Origin of the sequence: Methylobacterium sp. J-077, from assembly GCF_022829365.1 — a bacterium.
Classification (GTDB): domain Bacteria; phylum Pseudomonadota; class Alphaproteobacteria; order Rhizobiales; family Beijerinckiaceae; genus Methylobacterium.
In genome coordinates this window covers 1-17,428 of record NZ_JAKSYJ010000117.1, presented here as the reverse complement: position 1 = coordinate 17,428, position 17,428 = coordinate 1, and the positions used below count along the sequence as shown (strand labels likewise).

General features: G+C 67.2%; 17 protein-coding genes and 1 pseudogene. 13 read left to right on the top strand and 5 right to left on the bottom strand.

Annotation, left to right across the window (positions count from 1 at the left end; genetic code table 11):
- The 3 genes from MKL11_RS12805 to MKL11_RS12795 form a co-directional block, all read right to left on the bottom strand.
- Window positions 1–316 (bottom strand): ABC transporter substrate-binding protein (locus MKL11_RS12805; RefSeq protein ID WP_243943958.1); only part of this gene is annotated, 316 nt, incomplete at its 3' end.
- A 355-nt stretch (window positions 317–671) separates the two neighbouring features.
- Window positions 672–1,940: a M28 family peptidase gene (locus MKL11_RS12800; RefSeq protein ID WP_243943956.1), complete on the bottom strand. Its 1,269-nt coding sequence runs from the start codon at window positions 1,938–1,940 to the stop codon at window positions 672–674.
- Window positions 1,937–2,836, bottom strand: a complete 900-nt coding sequence (locus MKL11_RS12795) for a LysR family transcriptional regulator (RefSeq protein ID WP_243943954.1) — start codon at window positions 2,834–2,836, stop codon at window positions 1,937–1,939. The genes MKL11_RS12800 and MKL11_RS12795 overlap by 4 nt, the downstream gene beginning before the upstream one ends.
- A 109-nt stretch (window positions 2,837–2,945) precedes the next feature.
- On the opposite strand from MKL11_RS12795, the gene MKL11_RS12790 reads away from it, so the two are divergent.
- The 6 genes from MKL11_RS12790 to solA all read left to right on the top strand — a co-directional run bounded on the left by MKL11_RS12790 (window position 2,946) and on the right by solA (window position 8,862).
- Entirely contained in the window at window positions 2,946–3,710 is a 765-nt protein-coding gene (locus MKL11_RS12790; protein ID WP_243943961.1) for an amino acid ABC transporter ATP-binding protein, read from the top strand.
- Between the two features lie 32 nt (window positions 3,711–3,742).
- Window positions 3,743–4,552: an ABC transporter substrate-binding protein gene (locus MKL11_RS12785; RefSeq protein ID WP_243943951.1), complete on the top strand. Its 810-nt coding sequence runs from the start codon at window positions 3,743–3,745 to the stop codon at window positions 4,550–4,552.
- Complete coding sequence (locus tag MKL11_RS12780; protein WP_243943949.1) at window positions 4,491–5,228, top strand: amino acid ABC transporter permease; 738 nt, start codon at window positions 4,491–4,493, stop codon at window positions 5,226–5,228. The genes MKL11_RS12785 and MKL11_RS12780 overlap by 62 nt, the downstream gene beginning before the upstream one ends.
- Window positions 5,215–6,474 carry a M20/M25/M40 family metallo-hydrolase gene (locus MKL11_RS12775; protein WP_243943947.1) on the top strand — a complete coding sequence of 420 codons (1,260 nt, stop codon included), beginning with the start codon at window positions 5,215–5,217 and terminating at the stop codon, window positions 6,472–6,474. Before MKL11_RS12780 ends, MKL11_RS12775 begins: the two co-directional genes overlap by 14 nt.
- Window positions 6,471–7,409, top strand: coding sequence for an arginase family protein (locus MKL11_RS12770; RefSeq protein ID WP_243943945.1), 939 nt, complete (start codon window positions 6,471–6,473; stop codon window positions 7,407–7,409). The genes MKL11_RS12775 and MKL11_RS12770 overlap by 4 nt, the downstream gene beginning before the upstream one ends.
- A gap of 292 nt (window positions 7,410–7,701) precedes the next feature.
- The gene (gene solA / locus MKL11_RS12765) at window positions 7,702–8,862 is read left to right on the top strand and encodes an N-methyl-L-tryptophan oxidase (protein ID WP_243943942.1); all 1,161 of its coding nucleotides are present in this window, start codon (window positions 7,702–7,704) and stop codon (window positions 8,860–8,862) included.
- Window positions 8,863–8,914: 52 nt separating this feature from the next.
- On the opposite strand, the gene MKL11_RS12760 is transcribed toward solA, so the two are convergent.
- Together MKL11_RS12760 and MKL11_RS12755 are read right to left on the bottom strand one after the other, a co-directional pair.
- Window positions 8,915–9,445 carry a 4-vinyl reductase gene (locus tag MKL11_RS12760; RefSeq protein ID WP_243943940.1) on the bottom strand — a complete coding sequence of 177 codons (531 nt, stop codon included), beginning with the start codon at window positions 9,443–9,445 and terminating at the stop codon, window positions 8,915–8,917.
- Between the two features lie 5 nt (window positions 9,446–9,450).
- A complete protein-coding gene (locus tag MKL11_RS12755) occupies window positions 9,451–10,428 on the bottom strand; it encodes a dipeptidase (RefSeq protein ID WP_243943938.1) in 978 nt (325 codons plus the stop codon).
- Between the two features lie 217 nt (window positions 10,429–10,645).
- Here MKL11_RS12755 and MKL11_RS12750 point away from each other — a divergent pair, with 217 nt between their 5' ends.
- The 7 genes and pseudogenes from MKL11_RS12750 to MKL11_RS12720 form a co-directional block, all read left to right on the top strand.
- A complete protein-coding gene (locus MKL11_RS12750) occupies window positions 10,646–11,812 on the top strand; it encodes a branched-chain amino acid ABC transporter substrate-binding protein (RefSeq protein ID WP_243943936.1) in 1,167 nt (388 codons plus the stop codon).
- A gap of 23 nt (window positions 11,813–11,835) precedes the next feature.
- Window positions 11,836–12,747 (top strand): branched-chain amino acid ABC transporter permease, encoded by a 912-nt coding sequence (locus MKL11_RS12745; RefSeq protein ID WP_091782159.1) that lies wholly within the window; start codon window positions 11,836–11,838, stop codon window positions 12,745–12,747.
- A 28-nt stretch (window positions 12,748–12,775) separates the two neighbouring features.
- Complete coding sequence (locus MKL11_RS12740; RefSeq protein ID WP_243943934.1) at window positions 12,776–14,002, top strand: branched-chain amino acid ABC transporter permease; 1,227 nt, start codon at window positions 12,776–12,778, stop codon at window positions 14,000–14,002.
- Window positions 13,999–14,790, top strand: coding sequence for an ABC transporter ATP-binding protein (locus MKL11_RS12735; protein WP_243943932.1), 792 nt, complete (start codon window positions 13,999–14,001; stop codon window positions 14,788–14,790). Before MKL11_RS12740 ends, MKL11_RS12735 begins: the two co-directional genes overlap by 4 nt.
- Window positions 14,787–15,506, top strand: a complete 720-nt coding sequence (locus tag MKL11_RS12730) for an ABC transporter ATP-binding protein (RefSeq protein ID WP_243943930.1) — start codon at window positions 14,787–14,789, stop codon at window positions 15,504–15,506. Before MKL11_RS12735 ends, MKL11_RS12730 begins: the two co-directional genes overlap by 4 nt.
- A 90-nt stretch (window positions 15,507–15,596) precedes the next feature.
- Window positions 15,597–16,760: a GlxA family transcriptional regulator gene (locus tag MKL11_RS12725; protein ID WP_243943928.1), complete on the top strand. Its 1,164-nt coding sequence runs from the start codon at window positions 15,597–15,599 to the stop codon at window positions 16,758–16,760.
- Window positions 16,761–16,896: 136 nt separating this feature from the next.
- A pseudogene (locus MKL11_RS12720) lies at window positions 16,897–17,428 on the top strand (transposase family protein); the annotation flags it as partial.

Below are 17,428 nucleotides of genomic sequence, written 5' to 3'. Positions count from 1 at the left end.
CGTCGACGCCGTCGCGGTCGTACCATTGCCGGGCGATGGCCGCACCGACATCCGGCTTGTTCTGGTGGTCGGCGGAGACGAGGTCGACCCGCACCTCGGCGCCGGTCGTGGCGGAGTTCTTAGCGGAGTCCCTGGCGAAGTCCTCGATCGCGAGCCGCGCTGCGACGACGGACCCCGGCCCGCCCGTGTCGGAATAGACCCCAGACATGTCGTTGAGGACGCCGACCTTCACGCGGATCGGCTCGGCGGAGGCTGTCCCGGCCAAGGCACTGCAGGCGATCGCGACCACGAGGACGCAATTGCGGATCAGCGCCATGACAGGCCTCCCGTGGGACGGTTTCTTTTATGAGTGCTAAGGGGGCACGGGCTACAACCCAGCGTCAAGCCCGATCCCGCGGACTGCATGCGCTGTTCGGTGTTTCGTTTCGCCTACAAATGGCCGAAAGCGGAAAATCCGCTTTCAGGCGTAGGGCTACTGGAACCAGACATTCTGGCGTAGTTCGATCGACTGGCTTTGCAGCCCTACGAAGAACGCGATTCTCCAGCAACGTCTGCCACGATCACCACATGTTCGATTTGCAATTTGGTGGAACGAGCGCTGCGATGGCTGCGGGGCGTTCCCCACAATGAAGAGCACCCCTAGAGGGTCCGGGAGGGTTGTGGCAGGCTCCTTAGTGGGGAAGCTGCTCATCGGTGAGAGCGGACCACACCATCGCGGCGGCGGCGAGGGCCGCTAGACGCAGTTGCCCCACTGTTACCTTGTCGCGCGTATCGGCCGCCGTCAGAACGTACCTGAGATTGGAGTTTCCTTCATCGAAGCCTGCGACGAGGCGCAGGGCCGGGACTCCGTGCCGCGTGAAGTTGGCGTGGTCCGAGTTGGCCATTGGCGGCAGGAAAGTCCCGACGGGCACGCCCGCCGCGCCGGTGGCTCGCTCAGCCCAGGCCGCAAGGCCTGGAAGGCCGCTGCACAAGGCCGTCAGACGGCCGGAGCCGGCGACCGAATCGAGGTTGATGTTCAAGGCGAGGGTCTCGCGCTCGGCCTCGGGCAGTCGGTCTAGATAGACCCGCGAGCCCGTCAGGGCCCATTCCTCGGCGCTGAAGAAGGCGAGGCGCAGTCCGCGCCGGAAATGCCTCGCATGAGGGGCGAGCGCCCGCGTCACGGCAAGGGCCGCCGCGACACCGGTGGCGTTGTCCATCGCGCTCTCGGCGAGATCGTGTCCGTCGAGATGGGCGCTCAGCACGACAGTCTCGGCGGTTTGCCCCGGCAGGTCGAACAGGATCGCCTCCGTGCTGGCTGCGAACTCCGTTGCGACGATCGTGAGCCGGGCCCGGGCGTAGCCCGCTCCTGTAGGCGCGAGACGCGCAGCGGCCTCTGGCGTGATCCCGAGGGCGGGGATTCCGTCTTCCCGGCCCCGGCCGGATGATCCCGCGACCGGGCGTGTCAGAAGGGGTCCGGCGATTAGGAAGCCCACGGCACCCGCCTCCCGCGCCCAGGCATATTTCAACCGGCGGTGGATGTGCCCAGGCGCGAACATGTATTCGTGCCGTACCAACGCGATGCGGCCCGCCAGGAGGGGAGCAAGCGCGGTGAACTCTGCCTCGGTGCCTCGCCCAACATCCACGACCTCCGCCTCTAGCCCGGAGGGCGGCGTGGCGACGGTGCGCACGAGGGGGTGGCAGCCCAGCGGAGCGGTCCGATCCCCCTCGACGCGTTCCAGCGTGGCGGAGGATGACCGCCAGCCGTCATAGGGCGTCGGGACGATCCCGGCCGCGCGCCCCGCCGCCTTCTCGCCCAGGCACCGGAGGAGGGCTTTTGCGGCATCCTCCGATGATGTGCCTGCGAGGCGTCCGCCACAATCACAGATCGCCGCGAACTCGTCCGGCAGGAGGCGGTCTGACAGAATCGAGGCAGCGACGAAGGAGGGGAGAGGCTGCGTCACGAACCGTGCTCCATCAGGTAGGGCCGAACGTGCCGGTCGATCTCCCCAGCGAAGGCCTCGGCGAGACGGGAGAGGCCGCTCTGCGCCGGCTTCAGCACGGCCACCTCGTAGACGATGCGCGGGGTGAACGGCCGGAGGACGATGTCGGGCGCCGCGTGACACGCCGCGCTGATCGGATCGACCAGGGCGATCCCAGCACCCTCTGCCGCGAGGTTCAGCGCGGTCGCGAAGAACTCGCACCGGACCATGATCCGCAAATCCGCCCCGTGCGCGGCGAAGGCCTGGGCGATCGCGGGAGTGGTGCCGTGCGCGGGAAGCAGCCCGATCATCGGCACGCCGTCGAGCAGCGCGGGGGTCAAGGTCTCGTGCATCGCCAGGGGATGATTCGTCTTGAGAGCTGTGACCGCCGCGAAGCGATACCGGCGGACGACACTGTCCTTTTTGTCGAAGGGCGGCTCGGCGATGCCCAAATCGAAGGCACGGGCCGCAACGAGATCCCGGATCTCGCGCGAGGAGCGAGTCAGCAGGTTCAGGCGGACGTCCGGCCGCGTCCGCTGGAACTCCGCGACGATGCGGGGAAGCCAAGCGATTCCGGGGCTCGGGTTGGTGGCGACCGTCAGCGAGCCGCGGGCGGTGGCGGCTATGGCGGCGGCCGCATCGTCGAGTTGCGCGACGCCGGCGAGGGCGCGGACGGCCTCTCTGTAGAAGAGCATCGCCTCCGACGTGGGCACCACCTGCCGGCCGTCCCGACGGAAGAGAGAAAAGCCGACCGCCCGTTCGAGGCGTGCCAGCCCGGCGCTCACGGCCGGCTGCGTGACGCCGAGAGCGCGAGCCGCCGCCGTCAGGCTGCCGTTCTCGATGATCGCAGTGAAGAGTTCGATCTGGCGTAGATCCATAACTATGATTTATCGAGCGGCAATCGACTCGCTGGCAAGCCTAAAATTCGAGCGTGACAGATGCTCTCTGATCGCCTCAATCTGCCACCATCACGAACGGTGATGAATGATGGTGGCTTCGGCGCGACGGGTTCTGGTGGGTCAGGAGATCGGGAAGGCGTTCGGGACGCACCGCGTCCTCGATGCCGTGGATCTCACCCTGCACGAACGGGAGGTGGTCTGCGTCATCGGGCCGAGCGGCTCGGGCAAGACCACGTTGTTGCGCTGCCTTGCCCTCCTCACGGCACCGGACCAGGGCCGCGTGCTCATGCACGATCAGGTCGTCGCCAGCGGTAAGGCGGACCGCTCCGTCGCGCGGGCCGCTCGCGCCGTGCGGTCGGAAGTCGGCATGGTCTTCCAGCACTTCAATCTGTGGCCGCATATGACCGTGCTGGCCAATGTCATCGAGGCCCCGATCCGCGTGCGGGGGCTGATGCGCGACGAGGCCGTCGCCCGGGCCGAGGCGCTGCTCGCCAAGGTCGGCCTGTCCGACAAGCGCGATGCCTATCCGGGCCGCCTCTCGGGCGGCCAGCAGCAACGCGTGGCCATCGCCCGCGCCCTGGCCATGCGCCCGGCCGTCCTCCTGTTCGACGAGCCGACGAGCGCGCTCGACCCGGAATTGCGGCGCGAGGTTCTGGCGGTGATGCGCGACCTCGCCAGCGAGGGGATGACCATGATGGTCGTGACCCACGAGATGGGGTTTGCCGAGAAGGTCGGCAGCCGCGTCGTCTTCATGGATGGCGGCCGGATCATCGAGGAGGGCGAACCTAAGGCCTTCTTCGCCGCGCCCAACACCGACCGCGCGCGCCGCTTCCTGGCACAGTTCGAGGACTGACCGACACCCGCATTCAGACGGAGGATTGCACGATGACACGTCGTTTCACGGGGTTCCTCACGGCCGTCCTGACCGGGATCGCCCTTCTCGGGGCGATTCTTCCCGCTGACGCCCAGCAAACGCAGTCGCATCTCTACGACATCACCAAGTCCGGCAAGCTGCGCGTGTGCACTTGGCCGCTCTACTACTCGATCTCCTTCCGCAACCCCGCGACCGGTGAACTCGAGGGGATCGACGCCGACCTGATGAAGGAGTTGGCAAAGGACATGGGCGTCAAGCTCGAAGTCGTCGAGACGGCTTTCGGCACATTCATCGCCGACCTTCAGGCCAACAAATGCGACATCGGCATGTTCGGCGTCGGCGCGACCATGAAGCGGGCGCAAGCCGTCGAGTTCTCGAGGCCGTACCTCGTGACCAACGTCTATGCGGTGGTGAAGGGGGACGGCCCGATCAAGCAATGGGGCGACATTGACAAGAAGGGGATCACCGCCGCGGTCACCCTCGGCTCCTACATCGAGCCGTTCATGCGCGGCTACTTGAAGAACGCCGCCGTCAACGCCGTGGCGCCGCCGGCCACCAGCCAAGCGGAACTGATGACGAACCGGGCCGACGTCATCATGAGCGACTTCCCCACCGCCCTGCGCATGAAGAAGGAGTTCCCCGGCGTTACCTACCTGCTGCCGCCGGAGAAGCTCGCTGTGACGCCCTACGCCTATGTCGTCGCGCCGGGCGACCAGATCTGGCTCAACTACGTCAATCTGTTCGTCGACACGATCAAGCTTGACGGGCGTCTCGCCAAGTTCGCCGACAAGAACGGGCTCGGCCCGATCGTCGCGCCGTAGGCCGCCGGCGATGGGCACCTATCAATTCCGCTGGGACGTGATTCCGGCAAATCTCCCGTTCCTGCTGTCAGGCGTCCAGACGACCCTCATCATCTCGGGGCTGACCCTCGTCTTCGCGACGGCGGGGGGGCTTCTGGTCGCGGTCATGTCGAGCTCTCGCTTCTGGCCCCTGCGGATGATCGCCCTTGTCTATGGCGAGATCATCCGCAACACCCCGATCCTCGTGCAACTCCTGTGGGCCTATTACGTCCTGCCGATCCTTCTCGGGATCCGCCTCGATGCCTTCGCCGCCGCTGTCCTCGGCCTGTCGATCTACTCGTCAGCCTTCATCGCCGAGGTTTTCCGAGCGGGCATCCAGGCTGTCCCGGTCGGGCACCGGGAGGCGGCGCAGGTCCTCGGACTCACGCCGGGCCAGAGCTTCGTCCGGATCGTTCTTCCGCAGGCGGTCCGCCTGATCCTGCCGCCGCTCGCAGCCAATTTCGTGCAGCTCATCAAGTACTCTTCACTTGCCGCGGTGATTTCCGTGGGCGAGATCACCCGAAGGGGTATGGAGCTATCGTCATCGACCTTCCGTCCGCTGGAGATATTTACCTTCATTGCGGTGATTTACTTCATAATTTGCTGGCCGCTGACACAGTCAATCCGCATCTGGGAGCGCCGCCTTGCCGCGCGCTGACATCGCCGCCCGCCGCGCCCTCGCCACCGACCGTGCCTCCGAGGTGGCCGCCATCGCCCGGCGGCTGATTGCGGCCGCGTCCCCGAACCCGCCTGGGGACACCCGCACGGTCGCCGAGGTCGCTGTCGCCTGCATCCGCGAAACGGTGCCCTCGGCCGAGATCGCGCGGCACGAGAGTGCGGAGGGCATCGTGAACGTGGTTGCCCGGGTTCGGGGCGCGGGCCCTGGCCGGCGGGTCATCCTCAACGGCCATCTCGACACCTACCCCGTGGGTGAACCCGGCGCTTGGAGCGTCGATCCGGCCGGCGCGACCATCGATGGGCTCCTGTACGGACGCGGGGCCGCCGACATGAAGGGCGGGATCGCCGCCTCCATCGTCGCCCTCGCCGGGCTTGCCGACGTCGCGGACGCATGGCCTGGCGAAGTCGTTCTCACGCTGGCCGGAGACGAGGAGACGATGGGCCCCCTCGGAACCCGGTGGCTGCTCGACACCGTACCCCACGCGACGGGGGATGCGGTGATCATCGGCGATGCCGGCTCGCCGCGCGTCCTGCGCTTCGGCGAGAAGGGCTTCCTCTGGATCGAGGTCGAGGCGGTGGGCCGGCCCGCCCACGGCGCCCACGTCCACCTCGGGGACAATGCGATCGACCGGCTGCGCAGGGCGCTGGACCGGCTCGGCGCGGCCTTGGCGGCGGTGCCCGTGGTTGCACCGGCCGCCGTGAGCGAAGCGATCGCGCGGTCGCGTCCCATCTCCGAGCCCCTGGCCGGGGCCGGCGAGACGGACACGCTCGGCCGGATCACCGTCAATCTCGGCCGGATCGAGGGTGGCACCTCGCCCAATCTCATCCCGTCCCGGGCCCGCGCCGCCCTCGACATCCGCCTCCCCGTCGGCGTGGCGGCGGAGGCGGTAGAGACCGCGATCCGCGGCTCCCTCGACGATCCGGACCTGACGGTCCGGGTGCTGCGGAACTTCGCGCCGAACCATACCGACCCGAACCATCGCCTCGTGCGCCTGTGCGCCGCCGCCGCCGGGGACGTGGTGGGCGCCCCGGTCGCGGTGAACATGCGGGTCGGCGGCTCGGACGCCCGTTGGTTCCGGATGCGGGGCATCCCCACCGTCGTCTACGGGCCCACCCCCCACGGCATGGGCGGCCCCGACGAGTTCGCCGCCATCGCCGAACTCGGGCAGGTCGCCCGCGTCCACGCGCTCACCGCCTTCGACTTCCTGAGGGACACGCAGCCTTGACCGAACCGCTGTTCACCGCGCCGGAAACCTTCATGGGGCTTCCCGCCGGGAGCCCCGGTCCCGGATGCCGGGCGGCGATCCTCGGCGTCCCGTTCGACTGCGGAACGCACGCCTTCCGGGTCGGGGCACGGCAGGGTCCGACCGCCGTGCGCCGCCAATCCGGCCTCATCCGCCGGTTCCACCCCTCGCTGGCGGATGTCGACGTGCTGAGCCTCCTCGGCGCCGTCGATTGCGGCAACGTCGCCCTCACGCCGGGGCGCATCGACGACGCGCTGCCCCGGATCGAGGCGGCGGCCGGCGCGATCCTCGATGCGGGGGCCGTGCCGGTCGGGATCGGCGGCGACGGTTCGGTATCGCTGGCCCTCATGCGAGCGGCGGGGCGCCGCCACCCGGGGCTCGTCGCGCTCCATATCGACAGCCACACGGACGCCTATCCCTACGAGCCGGACGACCGCTACAACGCCGCGACGCAGTTCACGAACGCGGCGGAGGAAGGCTGGGTCGACGCCTCCCGGTCCTGGCATGTAGGGGTGCGCGGGTTCACCTATTGCAGCGGCGTGCTCACCCACGCGGCCCATCTCGGTTTCCGTGTCGTGACCGCGGAGACGTTGCTGCGGCGGGGCTTCGCGCAGACCATGGCCGAGTTCCGCAGCACCGTGGGCGAACGGCCGGTCTATCTCTGCTGGGACATGGATGTCTTCGATCCGTCCGTCGCCCCCGGCGTCTGCACGCCCACCTGGGGCGGCCTGACGGCGCGGGAGGGAATCGAGCTGATCCGCAGCTTGAGCGGCCTGAACATCGTGGCGATGGACTTCAACACCGTGAGCCCGCCGCAGGACGTGAACGACATGGCCGCGCATCTATGTGCGCACATGATCATGGAGGGTATGCTTCTGCTGGCCCGCCGGCACGACCTGATCCAGGACATGGCCTGAGTATCGTCGGCCCGACCAGCCGGGCGTGAGAGATCGCCCTTGGGGGCCATGCCCTGAGGAGAGGCGATACCGGCGGCATATGGAGGGGTTGCCCCCTCCCGCAGTGGGCGAGCACGCCTGTCTTCCAGAGCCTGCGGTCCGGCACGGGGGATCGTAGACAAAGCACGGTCCCGCTCGTGCCGCATGCAGCTTACCGATGCGCCGCTTGCGTCCAAGCCGATCCCCGGCCTTCCGGGGGATGACCATACGCGGGGCGCGATCCTTTGCCCTTAGGTCAATGATGCAGGCCGCCATGCGTTCGGACACGCCCTACGATGTCATCGTGGTCGGGATTGGCGGGATGGGCAGTGCCGCGGCCTGGCAGTTGGCCAAGCGCGGTCAGCGCGTGCTCGGGCTGGAGCGATACGACATCCCCCACGCCATGGGTTCGTCCCACGGGATCAGCCGGATCATCCGTCTACCGTACTATGAGGATCCGGCCTATGTGCCGCTCCTGCACCGGGCCTACGCGCTGTGGCGGGACCTCGAGGCGGCGACGGGCGACGAAATCCTGGTGATCACCGGCTCCATCGACGGCGGCGCCGAGGAGAGCGATGTCTTTCGGGGCGCCCTGGCTTCGGCCCGGCTGCACGACCTGCCCCACGAGGTCCTCACTGCCAACGCGGTCAACGAGAGGTTCCCGGCCTACCGGCTCGCGGAGGGCATGCGCGCCGTCTATCAGCCCCAGGGCGGGCTCGTGGCCAGCGAGCGGGCGATCGTCGCCCACGTCCGGGCTGCGCAGGCCCACGGCGCGGAAATCCATGCTCGCGAGCAGGTTCTCGACTGGCAGGCGACCCCTGGGGGCGGGGTCGTCGTGCGGACCGATCACGGCACCTACGAAGCCGGGCGGCTGGTCCTGACGGCGGGGGCCTGGGCGGCGGACCTCGCCGCGCCCCTGGCCGGTCTTGCCGTCCCGGAGCGCCAAGTGCTGGCATGGCTCCAGCCACAGGAGCCCGCTTGGTTCGAGCCGTCGCGCTTTCCGGTCTTCAACCTGCAGGTGCCGGAGGGGCGCTACTACGGACTGCCCGTCTATGAGGTTCCGGGGTTCAAGTTCGGGCGCTACCATCACCTTGGGGAGACCGGCGCCCCCGACGCCGTGCGGCGGGAGCCGGATGCCGCCGACGAGCGCCTCCTGCGCGACTTCGCGGAACGCTACTTCCCCGCCGGCAGCGGACCGACCATGGCTCTGCGCGACTGCATGTTCACCAACACACCCGACGAGCACTTCATTCTCGATCACCACCCGGAGCATCCGCAGGTCGTGCTCGCTTCGCCGTGCTCGGGGCACGGCTACAAGTTCTGCTCAGTGATCGGCGAGATCCTGGCGGACCTTGCCAGCGGCGACGGGCGGACCCGCCACGAGATCGGCTTCCTCGGCCTCGACCGGCCGGGCCTGCGCCCCGCCGGTCGGTAGTGCCGAAGGCGTCACGGGAAGGGAGCCGGCCGGGAAGGGAAAGAGCCGGGGCCTATACCCGCGGCGTGACCTCGAACAGGCAATGGTCGTGTGTGCCCTCCGCAGCGCAGTAGGCTTCCCGGGCCTGGAGATGCAGCGTCCGGCCCGAGGCCGCCGCCGCGTACTCGAGCGAGCCTTCGAGCCACGCAGCGAACATCGTGCAGACCTTGCGGCCGAGACGTCGGCGCTCCTCGTCCACGAAGGCCGAGTTCCGTAGGCGGACCGAAGCGGTGCCGGCGCCAAGATCGACGTCCAGTACCTCGAACTGACCCCAGCCGCGCTGGGTGATGCGCCGCATGTAGTGGTGGAAGGCCTCGAGGCCGTCCAGCCCGTGATGAGCAGCTTCCTTCTCACACCAATGGTAGGCCGAGCGATGGCCTGCGGGCCGCAGCACCTCGGCCAGCCGTTCGTGCCCCAGCTCCGTCTCAAGGGCAAAGTGGTTGTTGAGGAAGAAGTGCTGCGGCACCAGGATCATCGGCAGCGCATCGACGGACCAGCGCCCGGTGGCGTCGTCGACGTGGATCTCGACCTGCGGCTTGCCCATGGTCCTCACGCTCCCCACACGTCGCGCAGGAGCGCGACCCAGTTGCCGCCGATGACCCGTTCGATACGGGCGTCCGGCCAGCCACGGCGCTCCATCGCCGCCGTCAGGTTGGGCCACTCGCCGATGGTGCGCAGACCCTCGGGGTTGATCACCTCGCCGAAATCAGTGAGCCGGCGGCCATAGCCCTTGTCGTGGGTGATCCAGTCGAAGAACGGCCGGCCGTAACCCTGCGTGAAGTCGGTGCCGATGCCGACCTTGTCTTCGCCGCACAGGTTCAGGACATACTCGATCGCCTCGACGTAATCGTCGACCGTCGATTCCGGCCCGCGCCTGAGGAAGGGCGGGAACATGGTCACGCCGACGAACCCGTCCCGCTCGGCAATGAAGCGTAGCTGTTCGTCGGATTTGTTACGCGGGTGCGCCTTCAGCCCGGCCGGAAGGCAATGGGAGTAGGCAACCCGTTGCTTCGAGGCGACAATCACGTCCTCGCTGGTCTTGGGACCCACATGCGAGAGGTCGGCCAGGACGCCGAGCCGGTTCATCTCGGCCAGCACATCGTGCCCGAAATCGGAAAGGCCGCCATCCCGGCTCTCGTAGCAGCCGGTGCCGACGAGGTTCTGAGTGTTGTAGGCCATCTGGATGATGCCGACACCGAGTTCCTTGAACAGGCCGAGATAGCCGATCTGGTCCTCGATGCCGGTGATGTTCTGCCAGCCAAGGATGATCCCGGTTTTCCCAGCCTCCTTGGCGGCCCGTATGTCGGCGGTGGTGTAGATTTGCGTGATCAGGTCCGTATGGTCGCGTAAATACGTTTTCCAGCGCATCACGTTGCGCATCGTCTCCGTGAAGTTCTCCCAGACGCAGCAGGTGCAGTTCGCGGCGGTGAGCCCAGCCTTCCGCATGTCCGCGAAGACCGGTCGGCCGAAATCAGAGATGATCAGGCCGTCGATGACGATCGATCGGTCGTGCAGGTCGGACGGCATGCGCGGTCTCCGCTGGGGCTTCCGGGGTTTGGGTCGTCCTTGATCGACCCTTCTGTCGCACGACAGCTAGGACGTTTCCGTCATCGGGTCGGTACGCACGCGCCTCGCTCCACGGTGGCACCAATGGCGCATCCGTTCAGGGGCCAGCGCGCTTGCGTGCTAGTCTGCTTATGGCCGCGCTGCCTAGTCTGCCCTCGAATTCAAACGGAGAGGCGGAATGGGTCGGATCATGCGGCGGTGCCTCGCGGTGGCGGCGGCGGGCACACTTCTCATTCCAGGATGGGCCGAGGCCAAGGACACGGTGAAGATCGCGTTCGTCGGTCCCCTCACCGGCCCGAACTCTCCGCACGGAATCGGTGCCCGCAACTCTGCCGAACTTGCCGTGAAGCTGTTCAACGCCGATCCGGCCCACACCTACCAGTACGAACTCGTCGTCCAGGATGATGAGTGTAAGCCGAATGTCGGCGTGCAGGTCGTGACAAAGCTCGGGTCAGACCGGAGCATCGCGGCGGCGGTGCCGCACTACTGCTCGGCCACCGCTATTGCCACCGTCGATGTGTTCCACCGCTTCAAGCTGCCGATGGTGGTGTGGGCGGCTGTGCTGCCCGAAATCACCTATGCCCACAAGTACCCAGAAATCCACCGGGTGAGCGGCATCCTGATCGGCCAAAACCGGGTCGGTGCGCAGTTCATGAAGGAAAAGGGTTACAAAACCTTCGTCTCATTCGCCGACTCGACCGATTACGGTAAGTCGATGAACAAATATTTCACCGATTTCACCAAGGAAAATGGTGGAACCATTCTCGGAAACTTCGCGGTCGCGCCCGATCAACAGGATCTCAGTGCCGAACTGACGAAGATCAAGGAGCTTAATCCAGAGGTGATATATTTCGGCGGCCTTACGCCGCTGGGAACGCGCTTGCGGACCCAAATGGACAAGCTCGGCATCAAGGCGCAGCTCGAAGGCAATTCGGGGATCATGGGCGATGCGTTCATCAACGCCGTCGGGCCGGATCTCGCCGAAGGCACCGTGACCTTCTTCGATTCGCCGCCCCTCTCCAAGATGCCCGGCGGCGCGGCCTTCACTGAAAACTACAAGGCGGCGGGCTACAGGGAGCCGCCGGAGGCCTACGGCCCCTTCGCCTACATCGCCACCCATCTGCTGATGCAGCAGATCGAGGCGGTGGGGCCTGACCGGGCGAAGATCACCGCGGCGCTCGGTGACGTGAAGGACGTGCCCTCGATCGTCGGGCCGATCACCTTCGACGACCACGGCCAGAACATCACGCCGCTCACCACGAAGTACGTGGTGCAGGACGGAAAGTGGGTGGTCTGGGAGGACAGCGAGTACGCGAGCGGCAAGCGCAAGTTACTGCACCGCTGAGACCGAGCGATCGGAGACATGCGATGAGCGCGATCGGCCAGTACGTCCTTAACGGGCTCATGCAGGGGACGATCTACGGCCTCGTGGCGATGGGGTTCACGATCTTCTTCGGTGTGATGAACGTCATCAAGTTCTCCCATGGGGACGTGATGACGTTCGGGGCCTTCGGCGCCCTGGTCGCGGCGACTGCCGCCGCCGCCGCAGGGCTGCCGACGAGCGTGCAGATCCTGGCCGCCGTCTCGACGGCCGTAGGTCTCGCCGCGCTCCTCGGCGCCGGGATCTCCCGCCTCCTGATCCTGCCCCTGCGCTCCGCCCCGCCCCTCAACCTGCTGCTGATGACGATGATGGTCGGCACCGTGATCCGCGAGGCGATCCGGCTGTTCTTCCCCAACGGCACCAATTCGCAGCGCTTCCCCGCCCTGCTGCCACCTGGGGGGGCGACCGTCGGTGGTGTCTTCGTCCGCTACGACGGGCTGATCCTGATCGTGGCCGGGCTCCTGCTCATCGCCCTCGTCCACCACATCATCAACCGCACCCGCTTCGGGCTCGCGATGCGGGCGGTGGCGGAGGATCAGGAAACCGCCCGAACGATGGGCGTCAACTTCTTCCGTGTCGTCCCCCTGACTTTCGCTCTCGGTTCGGCGACGGCGGGCTTCGCGGGGGTGATCTCCGGCCTGTACTATAGCGAGATCAACTACGGCATGGGCCTGTTGATCGCGGTGATCGGCTTCAGTGCGGCCATCGTGGGCGGCCTCGGCAATCTCTGGGGGGCGATCCTCGGGGGCTACCTCTTCGCCGGCCTCCAAACGGCGGTCGTCGCCGCCCTGCCGGCCTTCAGCGAATACAAGAACGTCGTCGCGTTCGTCGCCGTCATCGCCCTGATCACGTGGCGCCCCACCGGGCTGCTGGCCGAGCGCGCCAGCGAGCGCGTCTGACCTTTCCTCCCGCCCGGATGACGTACCGATGCTGATGCGCCACCGCTCCACCCAAGACGAGGTCCCCCGGGACGCACTGCCAATGGCGGCCGGGGTGAGAGCCCGGCGGACTTCGGATTTCGCGGTCTTCGCGGCCGTCGTGGCCGCCTGTGCCGGGGCGGTCGCCTTCCTGGTCCATGCGGAGGACCAGAGGCTCGTCCTCTCGACGCTGGTGGCCTGCGGGATTGCGTGGTTCGCCGCCGCCCGGTTCCGGGTGATCGCCGCCGTGGAGCGCGGCGCCGCCGGTCATCCCTGGCCGACGCGGCTCGTGCTGGTAGCGGCCTGCCTCGGCATCCTCGTCGTGCTGCGCGAGGACAATTTCGGCCTCCTGATGCTGGCGACGGTGCTGATCTACGCCACGGTGTGTCTCGGTCTGACTATCCAGCTCGGCTATGCCGGCCTCTCGAATTTCTGCGCCGCGGCCTTCCTCGGCTGCGGTGGCTATACCGCAGCGGCCCTCGGCCAGGCCGAGGGAATCGCCATCCCGGACCTCGCGGGCATCCTGCTCGGGGGCGCCGTCGCCGTCGCGATCGGCTCGCTCCTTGTCCTGCCGCTCCTGCGGACACGAGGCCACTACGCCGCTCTGACGACCCTGGCCTTCGGCGTGATGTTCAACGTCTTCCTCGACGCCAACGAGATGCTCGGCGGACCGCAAGGTTTGAAGCTCGCGCCGATCACGTTGTTCGGCTGGGACTTCTCGAACGACCTCAGCCTGTTCGGCATGACGTTCTCGTTCTACGCCAACTACGTCCTGCTCTGCCTCGCCCTCACCGCGGCGGCCCTGGCGCTCGTCGGTCTCCTCGATCGATCGTGGATCGGCATCCGTCTCGACGCAGTGCGGCTCGACGAGGTCGCCGCCCAGGTCTTCGGCCTGCGGATCGCCCGCTGGAAGATCCTCGCCTTCACCCTGGGTAACGTGCTCGCCGGGATGGCCGGGGCGATCTACGCCAAGATGACCGGATTCATCGCCCCCAACAATTTCACCCTCGGCGACTCGCTGATGATGGTGTCGATCGTCATCCTAGGCGGGATTGGCAACCGCTGGGGGGTACTGCCGGCCGCGCTGATCGTCGTCCTGCTGCCGGAGAAGCTGCAATTCATCCAGGAATACCGGCTTCTGCTCTTCGCGGTACTGGTGATCCTCGTCCTCGTCCTCAGCCCCAGCGGCCTGTTGCCCCGCCGTACCCGGACCCTCGTCGCGGGGCGTCAGGCATGAGCGCCCTGGCGGCAGCCCCCGCGATCCTGGAGGCGAAGGGCCTGTCCGTCCGCTTCGGCGGCCTCTTTGCCCTCAACGCCCTTGACCTGACGGTCCGGCGCGGCGAGGTGTTGGGTCTGATCGGCCCGAACGGCTCGGGCAAGACCACCTTCTTCAACGTGACGAGCGGCATCTACCCGGCGGCGGCCGGCACCATCGTCCTCGATGGCCGCGACATCACCCGCGAGCCAGCCCACGCGCTCGCCGGGCTCGGTCTCGCCCGGACCTTCCAGCGTTCGCGTCTGTGCCTGCCGCTCTCCGTCTTCGACAACATCGCGCTCGGCGCACAAGAGCGTCTACCGCAAGGTGTGATCGACAATCTTCTGCGCCGCCGCACTCTGACGCGGACTGTCGCGGCCCTCGCCGAGGAGGCACGGGATCTAGCCCGGTTGTTCAACCCGGACCTCGCCCAGCGTCTCGACGAGCCGGCAGTCGCCCTCGGCATGATCGACCGCCGCCGGGTCGAGATCTGCCGGGCCCTCATCGGACGGCCGAAAATCCTGCTCCTCGACGAGCCCTCCGCCGGCATGACCCACGACGAGACCAACCAGCTCATCGACGAAATCCTCGACGTGCAGCGCAGCCGTGGCGATCTGACCGTTATCATCGTCGAACACGAGATGGGATTGATCGAGCGCATCACCGACCGCTGCGTCGTCCTCAACTACGGCCGCAAGATCTGCGAGGGCCACTTCCGCGAAGTGGCCGCCGACCCGACCGTCCGCGAAGCCTATCTGGGGCATTCATGACCGCGCGCCTGACCATCGACGGCGTCTTCACCACCTACGACCGTGTCGATGTCCTCGACGACATCACCCTCGAGGTGGCCCCTGGGCGGATCACCTGCATCCTTGGCTCAAACGGCGCCGGCAAGACCACGCTGATCCGTTCGATCCTGCGTCTCACACCGCCGCACCGGGGCTCCATTTCCTTCGATGGGCGCAAACTCGACGGGATGCAGACGCACGATGTGGTCAGCCTCGGGATCGGCTGCATTCCCGAGGGCCGGCGGATCTTTTCCAAGATGACCGTCGAGGAGAACCTGCGGCTCGGCGCCTACCGCGTGTCGTCCGAGCGGGAGATCCGGCGTCGGCTCGACGGCGTGCATGCCGTCTTCCCGCGTCTCGCGGAACGGGCACGTCAGCTCGCCGGGACGATGTCCGGCGGCGAGCAGGCCATGGTGTCGATCGGCCGGGGGCTGATGACCGATCCGAAGCTCCTCGTGATCGACGAGCCCTCGCTGGGGCTGTCGCCGCTCTTCGTGCAAGAGAACTTCAATGTGATCGCCCGGATCAATGCGACAGGCGTCACGGTCCTGCTCGTCGAGCAGAACGTGAACCAGACCCTAGCGATCGCCCATTACGGCTATGTCCTATCCGGCGGGCGCATCGTGGCGCAGGGCTCCTCCGCGACGCTGCGGGACGACCCCGAACTACAACGGGCCTATTTCGGCGCTGTGCACTGACGCCAGCGTCCCGCTGTTCGCTCGCCCCTGGTCCGCCTCTTGCAGCAGGAGGCCGACCGGATCACAGTCCGGGCAAACGCACCGGATGGCATGACCACACCCCGGACAACGCCGACCACACCCCTGCAGGCGGCGAGCCGTCGCAAGCTGTCGCTCGGTTTCGTGTTGCTGCCCCACTTCACCCTCGTGGCCTTCTCGACCCTGATCGACATCCTGCGCCTCTCCGCGGACGAGGGGGATCGCAGCCGACCCGAGCGCTGCTCATGGAGCTTGCTGGCCCCGGACCTGGAGCCGGTGACGTCGAGTTGCGGGATCCAGGTGATGCCCTGGGAGACGTTCTCCGATCCGACCCGGTTCGATTACATCGTCGTCGTTGGCGGGCTGCTCGACCGGGAGCCATACAACTCCCGGACCCTCGCCTTCATGCGAGAGGCCTATTCTGCCGGGGTGCGCCTCATCGGCATCTGCACCGGCGGCATCGCCCTGGCCGAGGCGGGGCTGATGCGCGGCCGCCGCTGCTGCGTTAGTTGGTACCACTTCACCGATCTCGTCGCGCGGCATGACGATGTGATCCCAGTTGCGGACCAACTCTTCGTCGAGGATGGCCCGTTCATCACCTGCGCGGGCGGTCTCGCCAGCCTGGATCTCGGGGCTTGGCTCATCGACCGGCACCTTGGTCCGGGACATGCTCAGAAGAGCTTGCATATTATGGTCACCGACCGGGCTCGTCCCGCAGCCGGGGCTCAGCCCCAGCCGCCGAGCGCCGGGATCGTCGCGGACAACCGGGTCCGCCGGGCGATGCTGCTGATCGAGCAGAACCTCAGCACGCCTCAGCGGGTCGAGAAGATCGCGCAAACCGTGGGACTGTCGAAGCGACAGCTCGAACGGGTCTTCCGCAAGCTCGTCGGCAAGAGCGTCCAGGAATACTCACGAGACCTTCGCGTCCTCTATGGACGCTGGCTCCTGGCGAACTCGCCGCAGACCATCACGGAGGTCGCCACGGAATGCGGGTTCTCGGACGTATCCCACTTCAACCGCCTGTTCCGTCGCAGCTTCGGATGTTCGCCATCGACCATGCGTCGGGGTGACAGCCAAGGTTCGGCGCAGGCGTCGGAGGAGTGGGACAGCCTGCGGGCGTTTGCCGGATCTCCCGACAGCCAGGGCGATTTCCATCGTTACCTGAACGACGAACCGGCCGGGGTTCTCGGGATCGATCGGTTCCTGAGCTGTGAGCGGCGTCCCTACGCCCAGTAGCCCCCAGGCGGGGCTGGCGATTGGTTGGACGGGGTCGCCGCCGGCGCATCCGACGTCGGCACACAATCAAGGGTCTGACTCACATTCGGTGCAGGCGGGTTGATGGATCTCGGCTTTCGTCGTCGGAGATCCTGTCATGTCTCGCCGTCTGCATGCTGGTGCCGTCATCCCGCGCGGCCTCGTCATCGATCATGTCGAGGTCGGGGCCGTGCTGACCATCACAGCCCGGCCGGTCGCCGCATCCGCCCGGTGCCCGGGCTGCGATCGGACCTCGTCTCGAATCCATAGCCATTACACCCGCACCCTGTCGGACCTGCCGGTTGCCGGGAGACGCGTCGCGCTCGATATCCGCGTCCGTCGTTTCCGTTGCATCGGATCGGACTGCCGGACCAAGATCTTCGCCGAGCGGCTCGGGTCTGACCTTGCCGCCCATGCCCGGCGTACGGCCCGGCTCGACTGCATCGTGCATCATCTCGGCGTTGCCCTCGGCGGTAGACCCGCAGCCAGCTTCGCCCGACGGCTCATGGTCCCGGCCAGTCGGGATACGACGCTGCGGACCGTGCGCCGCCGTGCCGTCCGGTGGAGCATCCGAGCGTGATCGGCATCGACGACTGGGCCTTCCGCCGGGGACAGCGTTACGGCACGCTGGTCTGCGACCTGGAACGCCG

Excerpts from the sequence above, each read along its gene's own strand:
- MKL11_RS12795 (WP_243943954.1), bottom strand. The coding sequence starts at position 2,836 with ATGGATCTACGCCAGATCGAACTCTTCACTGCGATCATCGAGAACGGC.
- MKL11_RS12790 (WP_243943961.1), top strand. The coding sequence starts at position 2,946 with ATGGTGGCTTCGGCGCGACGGGTTCTGGTGGGTCAGGAGATCGGGAAG.
- MKL11_RS12785 (WP_243943951.1), top strand. The coding sequence starts at position 3,743 with ATGACACGTCGTTTCACGGGGTTCCTCACGGCCGTCCTGACCGGGATC.
- solA (WP_243943942.1), top strand. The coding sequence starts at position 7,702 with ATGCGTTCGGACACGCCCTACGATGTCATCGTGGTCGGGATTGGCGGG.
- MKL11_RS12760 (WP_243943940.1), bottom strand. The coding sequence starts at position 9,445 with ATGGGCAAGCCGCAGGTCGAGATCCACGTCGACGACGCCACCGGGCGC.
- MKL11_RS12755 (WP_243943938.1), bottom strand. The coding sequence starts at position 10,428 with ATGCCGTCCGACCTGCACGACCGATCGATCGTCATCGACGGCCTGATC.
- MKL11_RS12750 (WP_243943936.1), top strand. The coding sequence starts at position 10,646 with ATGGGTCGGATCATGCGGCGGTGCCTCGCGGTGGCGGCGGCGGGCACA.
- MKL11_RS12745 (WP_091782159.1), top strand. The coding sequence starts at position 11,836 with ATGAGCGCGATCGGCCAGTACGTCCTTAACGGGCTCATGCAGGGGACG.
- MKL11_RS12740 (WP_243943934.1), top strand. The coding sequence starts at position 12,776 with ATGCTGATGCGCCACCGCTCCACCCAAGACGAGGTCCCCCGGGACGCA.
- MKL11_RS12735 (WP_243943932.1), top strand. The coding sequence starts at position 13,999 with ATGAGCGCCCTGGCGGCAGCCCCCGCGATCCTGGAGGCGAAGGGCCTG.
- MKL11_RS12730 (WP_243943930.1), top strand. The coding sequence starts at position 14,787 with ATGACCGCGCGCCTGACCATCGACGGCGTCTTCACCACCTACGACCGT.
- MKL11_RS12725 (WP_243943928.1), top strand. The coding sequence starts at position 15,597 with ATGACCACACCCCGGACAACGCCGACCACACCCCTGCAGGCGGCGAGC.